This window comes from Pseudoalteromonas lipolytica (assembly GCF_003515105.1).
GTDB classification, from domain to species: domain Bacteria; phylum Pseudomonadota; class Gammaproteobacteria; order Enterobacterales; family Alteromonadaceae; genus Pseudoalteromonas; species Pseudoalteromonas lipolytica.
Window position 1 is genome coordinate 715511 of the sequence record NZ_CP032090.1, and the last position, 16438, is coordinate 731948.

Below are 16438 nucleotides of genomic sequence, written 5' to 3' on the forward strand. Positions count from 1 at the left end.
CGCGCGCCCTTGAGGTTGGTATGTCTCAAGGCGTGTGAATTCCACAGTCTAAGAGTGAACTATGCTTAAATTTATCGTCAAATTACACCCAGAAATCGCTATCAAGAGTAAATCTGTACGTAAGCGTTTTACCAAGTTATTAGAAAATAACATTAAGATCGTTTTACGTCGTGTTGACGAAAAAGTGCAAGTAAGAAACAACTGGGATAATATTTCAGTTGTAAGTCTCTTGGAGTCAGAACAAGTCCGTCTTGATATCATCGATGGCTTAAAGCGTATACCTGGGATCGTACAGTTTATAGAAGTAACCGAGACTGATTTCGAATCGCTTGATGACATTTACCAAAAAGCCAAAGAATTAATCGGCCACACCATTGAAGGCAAAACATTTTGTGTTCGTTGTAAGCGCTCTGGTAAGCACGACTTTACATCAAGTGATGTTGAACGCTATGTAGGGGGTGGGTTAAATCAACATGTAGAGGGCGCGCGCGTTAAGTTATCTCACCCAGAGGTAACAGTACGTTTAGAAGTGCGTGACGAAAAAGCCTACATTGTTACAGAGACTCATTTTGGTATGGCTGGTTTCCCATTACCAACGCAAGAAGATGTGCTATCACTGATGTCAGGTGGTTTTGACTCAGGTGTTGCTAGTTATCAAATGATCAGAAAAGGGGCTCGTACTCACTTTTTGTTCTTTAACTTAGGCGGCGCAGCGCATGAAATTGGCGTGAAGCAAGCAAGTTACTACATTTGGAAACAGTTTAGCTCAACCCATAAAGTGAAATTTGTCACTGTTGATTTTGAACCCGTCGTAGCGGAAATACTCGAAAACATTGAAAACAGCCAAATGGGCGTTGTCCTTAAACGTATGATGATGCGTGCTGGTAGCCAAGTGGCTGAAAAACTAGGTGTACAAGCACTTGTTACCGGTGAGAGTATTGGCCAAGTTTCGAGTCAGACGCTGGCAAATTTAAGTGTGATTGACCGTGTCACCGAAACGCTGATCATTCGCCCACTTATTCAACACGACAAGCAAGATATTATTAATATTGCACGTAAAATTGGCACAGCAGAAATGGCAGAGAGTATGCCTGAATACTGTGGTGTAATATCTAAAAAACCAACAGTTAAAGCAAAAATTAAAACCATCTTAGCTGAAGAAGCTAAATTTGATTTTGATGTACTTAATACGGTGGTTGAAAATGCACGTGTTATGGATGTCCGCGACATTGATACCGAAGCAAAACAAGAAGTGAAAGAAGCAGAGTCAGTCTCTGATCTTCCAAAAGACGCAGTGGTTGTTGATATTCGTTCACCAGAAGAAGAAGACGCTAACCCGCTAGAGCTTGAAGGTATCGAAGTAATTCATTTACCATTTTTCCGCTTAGCGACTAAGTTTGGTGATTTACCAAAAGATAAAGAATACTACTTATATTGTGCTAAAGGGGTAATGAGCCAGCTACAAGCGCTTATTTTACACGAAGAAGGCTTTAGCAACGTAAAAGTGTATCGCCCATAAGTAAACGGGTATAGAAAAGCGCGAATTTCGCGCTTTTTTAATGCCTAACGAAAGACGCTGACTTTTCAATTTGCTGTTAATTGGCACACCTTCCAGCCGCCATAATAGAAGAGGGGTGTTGTTAAAGCCCTGCTGATTTGGCTTTTATCATACTAAGCATGGCTTGATTGTAGGGGGTTTTCACTCCAAGCTTAGCGCCTTGCTCACATACATACCCACAAATAGCGTCAATCTCAGACGCTCTATTATGGCTAATATCTTGTTGCATCGACGAAAAGTTTGCGGCGGTTGCACTCATTACACTGTAGGCATTGTTTAGCGCGTCACTTAATGAGAGTGAAATACCTTGTTTGTTAGCAACTAAGCACGCCTCACTGAGTAAATTAATAATTCGTGAGCTAAAGTGCGGCGTACGAAGTTGACCGTTTTTTACATTATGAATAGCGCTCAGCGGATTAATTGCGATATTCACCAACAGTTTTTGCCAACGAAGGGTATGAATATCATCGGTAACACTAAAATTAGGTAAGCTGCTAAAGTGCTGCTCGATCTGCTTTAGCACTTTGCGCGCGGCATCATTACACGTACCTAAAAGACTGGCACCGTCACCAGTATGATTCACGCTGTATTGAGTTGCTTTGAACCCCGCCTGCTGAGTGGTTAAAAATGATAGACCTTGATGGGCCGAAAGCGCGGCGTTAAGTTCATCCACATTGCCCATGCCATTATGAGACAAGATAACTTGGCAGTGCTCAGCTAGATAAGGTTGAAGTTGCTTAAATGCAGCTTCAACCTGAAAGGCTTTCACCGTAAATAACACCCACTCGAATGGGGCAAACTGGTTAAGTTCTTTATGATTAATTAGGCGTGCGTTAATAGGTTGTGATTTACCATTTGAAGGTTGATAAAAACGGGTGGTCAAAGTGGGCTTGCGCGTTAATAAGGTAACAGTATGTTGAGCTGATAAAAAATGACTGAATAACAAGCCAATAGCACCATCACCTACAATTAAAATATTAGCCATTGCGCTGTTTATTACCTAAATGAAAACCAAGTTTAATAATAAAGTAGCTCGAAGCACCTATAAAATCGGCAACAAAATCGGCAACTGAAGCTTGACGATAAGGCAGCATATCTTGCATAAACTCAATGGCAGCACCGTACCCTGCAAGCAATAATATTTGCACTATAAGGGGTAATTTAAACGCTTTATCCATCACCATAGCCAGTACGAAGAAAATGCCAAAATGCGCGACTTTATCAACATGTGGGAATAGGTTACTTACGCCTTTAATTTCTTTGGCGAAAAGAATAGTGAAGCCAATAATGCTGACTAAAAATATAATTTGGTATATGCGCCTAGTCACAATAAACCTTTAAACTGCCTAAAAAATGAATGGGCAGTATATCAAACAATTTTCGTATCGCACCTGAACGGTGTGCAGAAAAATGTAAAGATTTATAAAATTGACGTTATAATCCTAGGCATATTTATTTTAAAAATCTTGTTAGGAGAACCCCATGCCTTCATTTGATATTGTTTCTGAAGTAGAAATGAACGAAGCGCAGAATGCAGTGGATAATGCTAAGCGTGAATTAGAAACACGTTTTGACTTTCGTGGTGTTGATGCATCAATCGAATTAAACGACAAAGTCATTAAGCTAAAAGCCGAAGCACCACAGCAAGTTATGCAATTATTCGATATTCTTGCTGCGAAAATTTCAAAGCGCGGTTTAGACGTATCTAGTTTAGAGCTTAGAGATGAGTCGCGCAGCGGTAAATACGTCATGCGTGATGTGGCACTTAAGCAAGGTATTGAAAAAGACGTTGCAAAGAAAATCGTCAAGTTGATTAAAGACTCAAAAATTAAAGTACAAGCCGCTATTCAAGGTGAAGAGTTACGTGTAACGGGTAAAAAGCGTGATGATTTACAAGAAGCAATGCAAGTTGTTCGTACTGCTGATTTAGGTCAACCATTCCAATTCAAAAACTTCCGCGATTAATTAATTTTATTGCGAAAGCACTGTCTGACTACGAACGCACAGCTCTACTAGAAGAGCGGTGAAGTTGTGACTAATCTAAAGCCAAACATAAACGTGTTTGGCTTTTTTATTTTACTTTCTATCCAGCTTTATTTAGAAGTTTAGACGTCCATTGACATTTATTCCTAAAATCATCACAATAGCAGCCTATTTTCAAGGTGCTTGCTGTATCTGCTTAGATACATGCTATTTCAAAGGCTGAAATAACAGCAAGATAATCGGGAAGCTGGTGCGTTTTCAAGGAGAAAACAATGCCAACACTGCCCCCGCAACGGTAATGCGTATGCTCAGTATATGCAGAGTCCGGAGACCGGCCTTGAATTAACTTACTATTTGCGTGTGCGGTGGGCACAGGCTAGGGGATATCATGCTAAATAAATCTACGTTAGGCGTAGCGGTTGCTGCTGCGTTGTCTTTTTCTGTGTCTGCGGATGAGCAATCAATCGAGCACATCACAGTGACTGCCAATAAATTCGAACAATCTATTAATGAAGTCTTAGCGAGCGTTACAGTCATTGACCGTGCTGATATCGATGCAAGCTATGTTCGCGACTTACCTAGTTTACTGGCAACACAAGCCGGTTTCCAAATTAATGCTAATGGTGGTTTTGGGCAAAGTTCAGGTGTTTCACTTCGGGGTGCCAGCTCACGTCATACGCTTATTTTAATTGATGGTGTACGCACAGGTTCGGCAACGCTGGGCTATAAAAGTATTAGCAATATTCCGTTAAACAGTATTGAACGCGTTGAGGTCATTAAGGGTTCTCGTGCTGCTGTGTATGGCTCAGATGCGTTAGCGGGTGTGATCAATATTATTACTCGTAAAGCACAAAATACCACTTTGGATGTCACCTTTGGTTCAGATTCTTACCAAGAGTACCAAGTGGCTACTGGTGGTCAGATTGCAGACGTCGATATTTCTGTTAATGCAGGTTACGAAAAAACAGACGGCTTTGATGTATTACAAGGTGTAGCGCCTGATGAAGATGGCTATGAAAATAAAAACCTTGGTTTTAACCTAGGCTATCAAAATGAGCGACTAGGGGAGCTTTTATTACAGGGTCAGTACTCAGAAGGTGAAGCGCAATACGATAGCTCTTTTAGTCCTGCTGATAGTACAGTAGAAAAAGGTGAGTTCGAAAACTACCAAGCTTCATTAGGTTGGAAAAAAGCATTCGAAAAACACGCCCATGCGATTGATATTGCAATCTCTAGCGACAGTTCAGATGACTCGCGTATCGACTACACTGGTGCAACGGTGGTTGATAAGTTTGAGACAGAACGTGAGCAAATCGATTACAACGGCCAATATTTTTTAAATCAAAGTTTAACAATTAGCGGTGGTTTAAACTGGTATAAAGATGAAGTAAATACTAATTCTGGCACTTATCTAAAAGACAGTCGTGAGGTATTCGCTGCGTTTGTTGGGGCTTACTACGATGATGAGCACGTGCTGGCAAATCTGACTGTACGACAAGATGATGACCAACAATTTGGTGACGAAACAACCTATACGGCAGCGGTCGGTTATCATCTAAATGATATCGCGACATTCCGCTTAAGCCAAAGCACCGGCTTTAAGTCACCAACCTTTAATGATCTGTATTATCCCGGCTCTGGTAACCCAGAACTCAATCCTGAAACATCAGATAACCAAGAGTTAGGTTTATCACTTAATGTGAATGATATCAGCCTAGATATCGCTATTTTCCGCAGTGAAATAGATAACAAAATTGCCTGGGCACCAAATGCATCCGGCGCTTGGCAACCAACGAATATCAATCAAGCTCGCCACGAAGGGGTTGAATTTAGCTTTAAAAACCAAGTGCTAGGTTTTGATCACAGCTTCAATTTTACCTACCTATCAGCAGAGGATACTGAAACAGGTAATGCATTGACCTATGTATCTAAACACAGCGTGAATTGGTCATTACATAAAGCATGGGGCGACTTTGATGCTGGTATTGATATGCAATATCGCGGTGATCGAGATGGCAAACTGACACACTTACCTTCATACACGTTATGGAACCTTGTGGGCCATTACCAAGCAACCGATAACCTGACCGTGTCACTTCGCGTAGAAAATCTATTCGATAGAGAATATAACGCCGTTGATGCGTATGGGAAAGATCTCGATGGTGATTTCATCAACGACGAATTTTATTACTACAATACGCCAGAGCGTCGCTTATTTGTAGGTGCCCGTTATCAGTTCTAATAATAAAGGAAATTATTAGTTCTGCGTCTAAAAGCTCGCTACCTACTTAGCGGGCTTTTTTCATTTTAATTTATCGGCGTAATAACGAGCGAACTTTTCAAGTTTAGGGGCAATAAGAATACTGCAATAACCTTGGTTCGGGTTTTCGTTATAGTAATCTTGATGGTATTGCTCTGCTGGGTAAAAGTGTGTAAGCGGGCTCAGCTCGGTGACAATCGGCTCACGAATTTGTTTTTGTAAGGCTGCTATCATCGCCTCTGCTTCATCTTTTTGCTGTTCATCATGATAATAAATGACACTGCGGTATTGTGTGCCAACATCATTACCTTGGCAGTTTAATTGTGTCGCATCGTGCAGCGTAAAAAACATTTCAAGTAAGGTATTGTAGCTAATAATGCTGCTATCAAAGTCCAGTTGTACGACCTCGGCGTGTCCGGTTAACCCCGTACAAATCTGCTGATAACTGGGGTTTTCAATCTCGCCGCCAGCATAACCAGAGCTTACATTTAATACGCCTTTGACGCGTCTGAATGCGGCATCAATACACCAAAAGCAGCCACCACCCAATGTGGCTATTTGTATGTTGTTATTCATGTTTTACTCCCTCACTGTTTTGCTGACTATAGCTGAAAAAACAAAACGCCGTAAAGACGGCGTTTTATTGAAAGCTACAGAGCGTCTAAATTTCTTCTAACGGTTTGTCTTTCGCTTGCTGTTCCAGTTTACTTTGTAAGTACTCTGGTGACTGTGTATTACGCGCAAAGGCAGTATACGCAGCGGGCACAACAAACAAGGTGAGTAAGGTTGCCACAATTACCCCAGTGAATACCACAACACCAATTACCATACGGCTTTCTGCACCCGGACCACTTGCGAGTACTAGCGGTACAGAGCTCATTACGGTTGTTAATGAGGTCATAATAATGGGACGTAAACGCTGCGTAGCAGCTTGTGTAATGGCTTCGTTAAACTCAACGCCTTTATCTCGTAGCTGGTTTGCAAATTCAACAATCAAGATACCATTTTTAGCACTTAAACCTATTAGCATCACAATACCAATCTGGCTGTAAATATTTAGCGTTAAGTCTGTGTACCATAAACCAAATAAGGCCCCAACTAAACCGAGTGGCACGGTTAGCATGATCACCAGTGGGTGAATAAAACTTTCAAACTGGGCTGCAAGCACTAAGAACGTCACTGTCAGTGCAAGGATGAACACATAGGTCATCGCTGATGCACCTTCGTAAAACAGCTGAGACTCACCTTTGTAATCAATGGCGCCATCAATGTCGTTCTCTTCAGCGGCAACCTGATTTAAAAAGTTCAGTGCTTCTTCTAAGGTGTAGCCATCAGCTAAGTTGGCGCTAAGAGTAATCGCACGCATACGGTTGTAGCGATTTAAACGTGATGCAGTCGCTTCTTCTTTTAGCGTAATGAGGCTATCTAGCGGCACGAGTTCACCACTACGTGATTTTAAGTAGATATTTGAGATATCCGTCGGGTTAGCAAAGTCTTCTTTGGTCCCTTTTAGGATCACATCGTACTCTTCACCACGGTCGATAAAGGTTGTCACTCGACGTTGACCTAGCATGGTTTCAAGAGTGCGGCCTACATCGGATACAGACACGCCTAAATCAGCGGCTTTGTTTTTATCGATATTGATTAAAAACTGTGGGAATGTCTCTTTATAGTCGTGGTCAATGCGCACAAGGCCTGGGTTTTTCTCAGCACGCTTAATAATGCGGTCACGCCAATCGGCTAATTGGTCGTAATCGTTACCTTGTAATACGAATTCAATTGGGCGTGATGAGCCACCGCCACCAATACCACTGCGCATAATAGCAAAGGCTCGAATGTCGGTCACTTCTTGCATTTTTCCACTAATTTCATCGATCACTTCCCATGTTGAGCGTTTTCGTTTATCCCAATCGGCCATACCAACGATTGCAACACCGCCTTGGCCGCCCCAGCCAGGTACACGAATGAGCACACGGCTCAACTCACCAGACTCTGAATATGGCATTAAACGCTCTTCGATTTTAGCCATATTAGCGGCGTTATTTTCGTAACTTGCCCCTTCAGGGCCGCTCATCATGATAAAGAAAGTACCGCGGTCTTCTTTTGGCGTCAGTTCCGAAGGAATTTGCTGAAATAGCATGAAGCTGGCAACGCCTGTCATGATCATGGTGAGCAACAAGCTCCATTTTCGACTCATGTTTGATGCTAGTGAATTACGATACGCCTGTTCAATTTTGGCAAATGTTTTATCCATCCATTGGCTAAATTTACTTTCTTTTTCAGAGGCTTTAAGTACCTTTGAGCACAACGCTGGTGACAAGGTTAGCGCGGTAATACTTGAGAAAAACACAGCCGCACTCACTGCCATAGCAAATTCTGTGAACAATGCGCCAATACGGCCATCCATAAAGACCAGTGGCACAAACACTGAAATAAGCACCAGCGTGGTGGCAATAATGGCAAAGCCTACTTCACGTGCCCCACGAAAGGCAGCAAGTAAAGGTGGCTCACCAAGCTCTATACGGCGGTGAATGTTTTCAAGCATTACAATGGCATCGTCGACCACTAAACCAATGGCTAACACTAAAGCGAGTAGGGTAAGCAAGTTGATTGAGTATCCCATGGCAAGCAAGAACATAAAGCTACCAACGAGTGCCACAGGGACAGTAACTGCGGGCACTAAAGTCGCGCGAATACTCCCCAAGAATAAGTAGATAACTAAGACAACCAAGGCCATTGAAATAGCGAGTGTGCGGTACACTTCGTTAATCGATTCTTTAATGAACACTGACGAGTCGTAGCTGTCTTGAATCGTGGTGCCTTCAGGTAGGTTACGTTTTATTTTCTCAAGTTCGGCGCGGGCATTGTCTACTACCGTAAGGGTATTCGCTTTTGCTTGTTTTACAATGCCTAAACCAATCATGTTACGGCCATTACCACGGAATAAACTTTCGTCGTCAGCGGCTTCTAAATGCACATCGGCCACTTCACCTAGGCGCACTAAGTAGCCGTCGTCGCCCCGTTTAATAACCAGGTTTCTAAAGTCGCGTTGATCCTTATAGCTGCGTGCTGTACGCACAGTAAAATCACGGTCAATTGATTCAATCTCACCAGCGGGAAGTTCAACGTTTTCTGTGCGTAAGGTATTCTCGATATCGCTGCTGGTAATCCCACGTGCCGCCATGGCTTTGCGGTTTAGCCAAATTTTCATGGCGTACTTACGCTCACCACCGACACGTACATTCGACACACCATCAACTACGGCTAAACGGTCGACAATAAAACGCTGTGCGTAGTCAGAAAGTTGCAACGAATCCATTGTCGAACTATTCAGGACAAACCAAGCGATTGGACTTTCATCGCTGTTCGATTTTGACACCTCAGGTGGGCGTACTTGTTCTGGTAGGCTATCAAGCGCACGTGCTACACGCTCACGCACATCGTTTGATGCGGCATCGATATCGCGACTGATATTAAACTCAATAGTGATGTTTGAGCGGCCATTACGGCTTGACGAATTAATGCTTTTAATCCCTTCAATACCCGAAATACGATTTTCGAGCACTTGGGTTATTTTGGTTTCAATAATTTCTGCACTGGCCCCAGTATACGATGTGCTTACACTCACAATCGGGGTTTCAATATCAGGGTATTCACGCAGTGGTAGCATCGAAAAAGCGACGAGACCAAAGGTAAGTAACAGTAAGTTTATTACGATCGCAAAGACCGGACGTTTAACGCTAGTATCTGTAATTTTCATGGTTTAGCCCTTGATACTAACTTTGCTGCCAGTGCGAATTTTGATAATGCCTTCAGTCACGACTTGTTGACCATCTGTTAGACCCTTATCGATGGCAACCCACCCGTTATGACGTCCCGCTACATGTACTTCAACTTTATTGGCAACCCCGTCTTCAATTTTGAATACATAGTGTTTATCTTGCTGAGGGATTACCGCTTTTTCAGGCACCATGAGTGCTTGGTTTGAACTCAGTTGTAATGCAGTGTTTAACAGCATGCCAGGGCGTAATAAACCGCTTGAATTGGTAAAACTGGCCGTCACTTCAACACTGCGAGTAACCGAGTCAATGCGTGAGCTGATGTGCGTGACTTTGCCGTTAAAGGTTTTTCCTGGGTAAGCATCATTTTGAGTCATGACTTTCATGCCTAGCTGCAGTTGCGCAAGGTATTTTTCAGGAACTTTAAAGTCCACTTTTATAATACTGATATCATCGAGAGTGGTAATATTGGTGGTGCTATTAACATAAGTACCTATCGAGATTTCACGCTTACCTAATAAGCCTGAAAAAGGCGCTTTAATGGTCATTTCTGCCAGTTTAGTTTTGGCGCTTTCAAGCTGAGCTTCGGTGGCATCTACACGAGACAATTGCTCTTCAAGTAACGATTTAGCGGTTGCTTGCGAACGTGATAGTTCGGTTAAGCGGTCTAGTTGGCGTTTTTCTTCACGTAAATTAATACTTAATTCTTTTACTGCTAATTCTTCTTGTTGTGCTTGTAACTGAACTAGTTTTTGACCTTTACTTACTAAATCGCCATCATTGAAAAATATATCAGTCACATAGTCGTTTTGTGCACTGCGAATGAAGATCGCTTGATTCGCGCGCGCGCTGCCTATCGCTTCGATTAAAACGGCATTTTCTTCAGCCGTGACGGTATGTGCGACAACCTGGGTTGAACGGTCTCCAAAGTTGCTTTGCTCGCCTTGGCTTGAAGGTAAATATAAATAAATACATAACCCTAGCAAAAGGGTAATAATAAAAGGAAAAAGCGCTTTACCAGATTGTGTCGAATACATCATCGTGTTACCAGAAAATTAGTTGAGTGTAGTGTACAAAATTAGTACGTGCCCCGTATGTCAGGTATCTCATATATTTGTGCATTTGGCGTAAAAGTTAAAAGTTCAGCGTATTTGTTCCTTAATTGTTATGAGAAGAGAGGTGTAAGTATGAGTAAACAAACCAAGTGTCCGTATTGTTTAACGCTTAGAAAGATTGTTTTGGTCACAATTGTAATGTTTATTTTTTACTTTTCAGTGTATGGATAACAAAAACGCGATTTTAAAGGTACGGGCACAGGCTTCGCGACATGGTATTGAGTTTTTATTGGTCGGAGGCATTGGGCTTGTATTCATTATGCTGTTTAACCTGCTACGTCCCGGTGAGATTAGTATAGTGGAAATTTTTTTAGTCAGTAGCTGCCTTGCTGCTATATTTGTCGGCTTTTTAAAAACACAAGAGCCTTATTATAGCTTTACCTATACTAATCAGTTGCTTATATATCATCATAAAGTTGGGCATTGGCAATTAAAACGAGAAAACTTTCACCACAGTGGTGTCCCAAAAGTGGAACAAGGCTTAGAATACCTTGAGTTAAACGCAGTTGGTATTAAACTCAATAACATAGATGAATTTTTAACTCAGATTCACCCTCGAATTGCAGGGCGATTATTAATAGAACAACGTCATATATTTATGCAAGTTGTTCAAAAACATTGCAAAAATGGCAATTGCCCATCAGAATGGTTAGTTGAAGAGACGGACTACACTGCCCCTAGTGGTCAGCTTTACAAAGGATTGATTGCCATGTTTGCTAATCGTACGCAGCATTTGAGGCAATTGACAGGGTACGATTTATTGTTGCCTGCCAATGCACTTGATACTGATATTTGGCAATTCAGTGCAGATTTGAATCGTTGGAAATTAAACCCTAGTGAATTTATCAATACTCGTTTACAGAAAGATGTAAGTAATTAGGTGGCAGTAAGTAGGAAAAGGCTATGAGTCAAGAACGTTCTTTTATTAAAAGTGGTCGAAACACAATTATTCATAAAGATAAAAAACTCGACTTAGTAATTGTGAATGGCGAAAACCACCCACGTATAAAAGTGACACAAAATGGTCTTGAACCGTTTAAAGAAGATCTGCCAAAAAACCGTCGTGAAGCAAAAGAGCGTTACCTCGAAATGGTTTACATCACCAGCCCTGATGTTTTTGCAGAAGAAAAACGTCTATTGTTCATTCAAGCCCTTGATGGCCGAGAATATAAGATAGATTACAGTAAAATTGGCACTAAATTGTTTGTGCGTATTCATCAAGAAAGTTACTTATAATTTAGAGTGTTCTTGGCACTTTACTTGCTAGTTATCTTCTTATTTGGCCGTTGGTTATAAAGCCAACGTTGCATTTTAAGGTGGTAAACATGAGATTAGTGCCTCTTGTAGTTGTTGCATTAACGACACTCACAGCCTGTGGGGGCGGTGGGTCGAGTGACACAACACCAATCGCTGCGACAGTTAATGCTGGAGCTGATCAGCAAATTATTGAAAAAAGCGAGTTTACATTATTGGCTAAGGGCTCGCCTGCTGATGGAACATTTACGTGGCAACGAGTAAGTGGCCCTGTTGTAGAGGGGTTCCCAGCAGAAGGTGCTGAGCAAACTCTCACTGCCCCTGATATTAAGCGAGACTCAGAGCTCGTACTTAAAGTTAATTATCAAACGGGTGATGGTCAGTTAGTCAGTGATGAAGTAAGCATATTCATTACCTCTAATAACCAGCTGCCTGTTGCCGTGATCACGCAAACTGCACCGCAAGAACTGCCCTCGAAATACAATGATACTATTGTGCTCAGTGGTGAAGAGTCTGTCGATATTGATGAAAATGGTTCGATAGACAGTTATTTATGGACTCAGCTTTCGGGCCCAGATTTAACCGTTGATAGCTTTAATAATCAGACGATTAGCTTTACTCACCCACTGCTAGAATCAAACACGCCAATGACATGGCGACTAACAGTGACCGATGATGAAGGGGGCTCTGCAAGCTCTGAACAGTCATTTACGCTTAATAAAACCCTTGAAGTAATCATTGCTAACGCTGGGGAAGATCAGCAAGTTATAGAGTTTGATACCGTTACGCTTGATGCAAGTAACAGTGAAATTGTGACTGCAACCAAGCAGTGCTATTGGGAACAACTAACGGGTGAAATAGTCACCCTTGCAAATCAAAATCAATGTATCACCACATTCATTGCCCCTGATGTTGATACCGACACAGAACTTAGTTTTGAGGTTACCGTAACCGACAGTAAATCGCGCAGTGATACAGATACGGTAGTGATTGGTATCAGCCCTAAACCCCTCGGCCTTATAAATGATACGGGCATGAGCGATTGCTATAACAACACGCAAAAAATTAACTGCAAAAGTGACAACTTCCCAGCTCAAGATGCAGATTTAGGGCGTGACAGTGTTGCTAATCAACTTGATAAAGTAGGCCAAGGTGACTTGGCATTTGATTTTACAAAATTAAATGAATTTGCGGATGAGCTGCCAGACGACGCAGTAAACTTTAGTTGTGTACGCGATAACGTGACAGGCTTAATTTGGGAAGTAAAAGCGGCAAGTGCCACACTGCCACCGGCAACCACTAACCGTGCAGCAACAAATCATTACACGTGGTATTTAAATAGTAATAACGGGGTACAAACGGGCAGTGTTCAAGGTGCAGCAAACTCAACGTGCCCAAGTAACACTGCGTGTGGTTTACAAACGTATGTGAATGAAGTGAATGCGATTGATTTTTGCGGCGGCACTAATTGGCGTGTTCCCACCTATACCGAACTTCTTGGAATACTGGATTACGCTAAACAAGGTGAAGCAAGCTTACTCAACAGTGAGTTTTTTCCAAATCAGCCAAGCAATATTCAGCTAAGCGATGATGGCAACCCGTTTATGCCGTATTGGACATCACAAACCGCTGTGGATGGTACCAGTTTGTCGCAGGCATATATCATTGATATGAGTAGCGCAAACGACTTGGCCTACCCGAAAGGGAAAACCGCCTTTGTCCGCTTAGTAAGAACACCGGGAGAATAATATGCGTAAACTATCTTTCTATGCATCGGTTGCCTTACTGGCAACACAGCCTACATTTGCTATGGCGCAGGTTTGCTACGATGCGGTAACGCAAACGACCCCAGACAGCCGCTTTGTCATTAACGAAAATGGCACGGTAAGTGATGTAGAAACAGGCTTAATGTGGCAACGTTGTAGCTTTGGACAAACTTACAATAGTGCAACGGCAACATGTGAAGGCACCAGCCAGCAGCTAACCTGGGGTGAAGCATTACGCGGTGCAAAGAATACGCGTCTTGCCGGTTTTTCTGATTGGCATGTGCCTAATGTAAAAGAGTTAGCCAGCATTTTAGAGCATCGATGCGTGCAGCCGAGTATTAACGAAAGTGTCTTTCTTGCTACTAAGCTGCAAAATTACTGGAGCAGCACATCAGGAAAAGAGCGAACAGACCTTGCTTGGGTTTATCAGTTTGATAAAGGCATAAACAGTCTTCACGCTAAAGAATCCGATGTATTTCTGCGACTCGTACGTTATGAAAAATAATTTTTAATGATAGATAGCCGCGCGTTTTCAAGCGCGGTTTTTATGTCGGCCCCTTTAATTCCTTGGGCGATAAATTGCTGTGGATCGACAGCGCTTGCCTGTTCAGTCACTTGGTGTAGTTGTGTTATACATGCCACTGGCTTTTGTTCACTTATTTCTAACGCCTTGAGTACGGCGTTTAAACGCTCAGGACGACGCCATAAATCAAGTCGGTTAAAACAGCCTAGCAGTGCGTCACAATCCGGCTGCTTGTCAGTCAATATTGAACGATGAGCAACAGTGTTAAGAGCAACATCACGCACTTCATTTGGTAGACGGATCTGCTGTGCGATTGTGTGAATATCAGATTCTGTTAGCGAGAGTGTCACTTGGCTAAAAAGTAATGCTGTGTCTGTAATAGAGTGCTTGTTGGCATAATCAAAGCGCGCTTGCATCGTTTGATACAATGCATCACTCCACTGTGATTCTAACGTGGGGCTGATCACATGTAAGCCTCCAATTTTAAAGAGAGTATTTAAAAACTCTGCAAATGCGCCATCACTAAGAGATTTTTCGCATTCTAACCAAACTCGTTCCGCTGTGAGTGTTTCAAGCTCGCCTGCTTTTACCATCGCAATAAGCAAACGTTCTGTTTCTGGCGCAATAGAAAAGCCTAAGTAATGATAACGAGCAGCAAATCGGGCGACTCGTAAAATACGTAACGGATCTTCAGAAAACGCATCTGAAACATGGCGTAATAAACGGTTCTCGATATCGCTTTGCCCACCAAAAGGGTCAACTAATGTGCCATCTTCGGCTTGCGCTATCGCATTAACAGTTAGGTCTCGGCGGATTAAGTCTTGTTCTAAAGTGACATCGGGCGTGAAATCGCAGATAAATCCCGTATAACCTTGGCCTTGTTTCCGCTCAGTTCGGGCAAGTGCATATTCTTCTTTTGTTTTTGGGTGCAAAAAAACAGGAAAGTCTTTGCCGACTTGTTGGTAGCCTTGTTTAATTAGTTGCTCGGGAGTTGCACCTACGACAACGTAGTCGCGTTCTTTTACTTCACGACCTAACAGTGCGTCTCTTACAGCGCCACCGACCAAATAAACCTGCATAGTACACCTATTATTTTTACCTTTTCGGTATTTTACGTTATTTGCCAGCGATACCCAAACTCCAAAAAATAGGCGCTTTATTCGGGGCCGTGTTTTTTATCTTAAAGTAATTTTAGTATAACGTACGAACAAGGTTTTAAGTCGCGTAGTTTTTTGCCATTATAGGCCGTGATTTTAAACGCAAGGAACATCACGGTGTATTTAAGCTATTTTGGCTTGTCAGAAAAACCTTTTTCGATTGCCCCTAATCCTGAATATTTATTTCTTAGTGAGCGTCATAAAGAGGCCTTAGCGCACCTTACTTATGGACTAGGTGAAGCCGGCGGTTTTGTACTTTTAACCGGCGAAGTGGGAACAGGTAAAACAACATTAACCAGAAGTCTGCAAGAGCAGTTACCTGAAAACACGCAAGTCGCACAAATTCACAACCCGGCATTGTCTCAACTTGAATTGCTTGCCAGTATTTGCGACGAACTTAAGATTGACTATGACAGCGAAAATGCCACATTAAAAACCTTAACAGATGTGATTAAAAAGCATCTTGAGGCGAATAATTTAGCAGGCGGTCATACCATCTTAATTATCGATGAAGCACAATTGCTGGCTCCCGATGTGCTTGAGCAATTACGCTTATTGACGAATATAGAAACAGATCATAAAAAGTTACTACAAATAGTGTTAGTTGGGCAGCCTGAGCTACAAGAGCTATTAAAACGCACCGAACTTAGACAACTTGCTCAACGTATAACGGCGCGTTACCACTTATTACCGCTTAGCGAAGGCCAAGTGTTTGCTTATGTTAAACACCGTTTACTCAAAGCTGGCACTGAACAAGCGCTCTTTTCTGCTGATGCCTTAAAAGCGATTTACCAAGTAACAGAAGGGGTGCCAAGGCTTATTAATTTATTGTGTGAGCGCTGCTTAGTCGGGGCTTTTTCACAGCAAAAGCTGAGCATTGATAGTGAGCTTGTCATGCGCTCAGCAGTTGAAGCTTTACCGCCAAGCAGTGCGCCTATTTCGTCAACTGCGAACAAAGAGCCAAGTTATGTTTGGCTTTATCCTGTTTCATTTTTAGCCGTATTGGGTATGGGTATTGGTTTATCTTACCTAATATAACGAGT

Annotated in this window: 14 protein-coding genes and 1 riboswitch; of the genes, 8 read left to right on the plus strand and 6 right to left on the minus strand. The window is 42.3% G+C overall.

Annotated features, from left to right (window positions below; all coding sequences use genetic code 11):
- Positions 1–61 precede the first annotated feature (61 nt).
- Positions 62–1519 (plus strand): tRNA uracil 4-sulfurtransferase ThiI, encoded by a 1458-nt coding sequence (gene thiI, locus D0907_RS03370; RefSeq protein WP_036970869.1) that lies wholly within the window; start codon positions 62–64, stop codon positions 1517–1519.
- A 121-nt stretch (positions 1520–1640) separates the two neighbouring features.
- Here the strand turns inward: thiI and D0907_RS03375 are convergent, their stop codons facing one another.
- Entirely contained in the window at positions 1641–2543 is a 903-nt protein-coding gene (locus D0907_RS03375; protein WP_065978023.1) for a ketopantoate reductase family protein, read from the minus strand.
- Positions 2536–2886, minus strand: a complete 351-nt coding sequence (locus tag D0907_RS03380) for a VanZ family protein (protein WP_036970865.1) — start codon at positions 2884–2886, stop codon at positions 2536–2538. The genes D0907_RS03375 and D0907_RS03380 overlap by 8 nt, the downstream gene beginning before the upstream one ends.
- A gap of 154 nt (positions 2887–3040) precedes the next feature.
- Between D0907_RS03380 and D0907_RS03385 the strand changes: the two genes are divergently transcribed.
- Together D0907_RS03385 and D0907_RS03390 are read left to right on the plus strand one after the other, a co-directional pair.
- Positions 3041–3523, plus strand: a complete 483-nt coding sequence (locus tag D0907_RS03385) for a YajQ family cyclic di-GMP-binding protein (RefSeq protein ID WP_074988861.1) — start codon at positions 3041–3043, stop codon at positions 3521–3523.
- Between the two features lie 216 nt (positions 3524–3739).
- Positions 3740–3895, plus strand: a riboswitch (cobalamin riboswitch).
- A gap of 34 nt (positions 3896–3929) precedes the next feature.
- Positions 3930–5783 carry a TonB-dependent receptor domain-containing protein gene (locus tag D0907_RS03390; protein ID WP_036970860.1) on the plus strand — a complete coding sequence of 618 codons (1854 nt, stop codon included), beginning with the start codon at positions 3930–3932 and terminating at the stop codon, positions 5781–5783.
- Positions 5784–5843: 60 nt separating this feature from the next.
- Here the strand turns inward: D0907_RS03390 and msrA are convergent, their stop codons facing one another.
- From msrA to D0907_RS03405, 3 genes are all read right to left on the minus strand, one after another.
- Complete coding sequence (gene msrA / locus D0907_RS03395) at positions 5844–6377, minus strand: peptide-methionine (S)-S-oxide reductase MsrA (protein WP_118844015.1); 534 nt, start codon at positions 6375–6377, stop codon at positions 5844–5846.
- A gap of 85 nt (positions 6378–6462) precedes the next feature.
- Entirely contained in the window at positions 6463–9561 is a 3099-nt protein-coding gene (locus tag D0907_RS03400; protein WP_065978026.1) for an efflux RND transporter permease subunit, read from the minus strand.
- Between the two features lie 3 nt (positions 9562–9564).
- Entirely contained in the window at positions 9565–10617 is a 1053-nt protein-coding gene (locus D0907_RS03405; protein ID WP_036971758.1) for an efflux RND transporter periplasmic adaptor subunit, read from the minus strand.
- A gap of 241 nt (positions 10618–10858) precedes the next feature.
- Here D0907_RS03405 and D0907_RS03410 point away from each other — a divergent pair, with 241 nt between their 5' ends.
- From D0907_RS03410 to D0907_RS03425, 4 genes are all read left to right on the plus strand, one after another.
- A complete protein-coding gene (locus D0907_RS03410) occupies positions 10859–11575 on the plus strand; it encodes a DUF2982 domain-containing protein (RefSeq protein WP_036970855.1) in 717 nt (238 codons plus the stop codon).
- Between the two features lie 23 nt (positions 11576–11598).
- Complete coding sequence (locus D0907_RS03415; RefSeq protein ID WP_074988863.1) at positions 11599–11931, plus strand: hypothetical protein; 333 nt, start codon at positions 11599–11601, stop codon at positions 11929–11931.
- Between the two features lie 89 nt (positions 11932–12020).
- On the plus strand, positions 12021–13697 hold the full coding sequence (locus D0907_RS03420) for an Lcl C-terminal domain-containing protein (RefSeq protein WP_074988864.1): 1677 nt from the start codon (positions 12021–12023) through the stop codon (positions 13695–13697).
- A 61-nt stretch (positions 13698–13758) separates the two neighbouring features.
- Complete coding sequence (locus D0907_RS03425; RefSeq protein WP_227006851.1) at positions 13759–14220, plus strand: Lcl C-terminal domain-containing protein; 462 nt, start codon at positions 13759–13761, stop codon at positions 14218–14220.
- Here the strand turns inward: D0907_RS03425 and D0907_RS03430 are convergent.
- Entirely contained in the window at positions 14208–15317 is a 1110-nt protein-coding gene (locus D0907_RS03430) for a tRNA nucleotidyltransferase/poly(A) polymerase-related protein (RefSeq protein ID WP_065978028.1), read from the minus strand. The two genes, D0907_RS03425 and D0907_RS03430, sit on opposite strands and share 13 nt — an antisense overlap.
- Before the next feature lie 195 nt (positions 15318–15512).
- Here D0907_RS03430 and D0907_RS03435 point away from each other — a divergent pair, with 195 nt between their 5' ends.
- Positions 15513–16433, plus strand: coding sequence for an ExeA family protein (locus tag D0907_RS03435; RefSeq protein ID WP_036970843.1), 921 nt, complete (start codon positions 15513–15515; stop codon positions 16431–16433).
- Positions 16434–16438: the final 5 nt, after the last annotated feature.

Excerpts from the sequence above, each read along its gene's own strand:
- thiI (WP_036970869.1), top strand. The coding sequence starts at position 62 with ATGCTTAAATTTATCGTCAAATTACACCCAGAAATCGCTATCAAGAGT.
- D0907_RS03375 (WP_065978023.1), bottom strand. The coding sequence starts at position 2,543 with ATGGCTAATATTTTAATTGTAGGTGATGGTGCTATTGGCTTGTTATTC.
- D0907_RS03385 (WP_074988861.1), top strand. The coding sequence starts at position 3,041 with ATGCCTTCATTTGATATTGTTTCTGAAGTAGAAATGAACGAAGCGCAG.
- D0907_RS03390 (WP_036970860.1), top strand. The coding sequence starts at position 3,930 with ATGCTAAATAAATCTACGTTAGGCGTAGCGGTTGCTGCTGCGTTGTCT.
- msrA (WP_118844015.1), bottom strand. The coding sequence starts at position 6,377 with ATGAATAACAACATACAAATAGCCACATTGGGTGGTGGCTGCTTTTGG.
- D0907_RS03400 (WP_065978026.1), bottom strand. The coding sequence starts at position 9,561 with ATGAAAATTACAGATACTAGCGTTAAACGTCCGGTCTTTGCGATCGTA.
- D0907_RS03405 (WP_036971758.1), bottom strand. The coding sequence starts at position 10,617 with ATGTATTCGACACAATCTGGTAAAGCGCTTTTTCCTTTTATTATTACC.
- D0907_RS03410 (WP_036970855.1), top strand. The coding sequence starts at position 10,859 with ATGGATAACAAAAACGCGATTTTAAAGGTACGGGCACAGGCTTCGCGA.
- D0907_RS03415 (WP_074988863.1), top strand. The coding sequence starts at position 11,599 with ATGAGTCAAGAACGTTCTTTTATTAAAAGTGGTCGAAACACAATTATT.
- D0907_RS03420 (WP_074988864.1), top strand. The coding sequence starts at position 12,021 with ATGAGATTAGTGCCTCTTGTAGTTGTTGCATTAACGACACTCACAGCC.
- D0907_RS03425 (WP_227006851.1), top strand. The coding sequence starts at position 13,759 with ATGGCGCAGGTTTGCTACGATGCGGTAACGCAAACGACCCCAGACAGC.
- D0907_RS03430 (WP_065978028.1), bottom strand. The coding sequence starts at position 15,317 with ATGCAGGTTTATTTGGTCGGTGGCGCTGTAAGAGACGCACTGTTAGGT.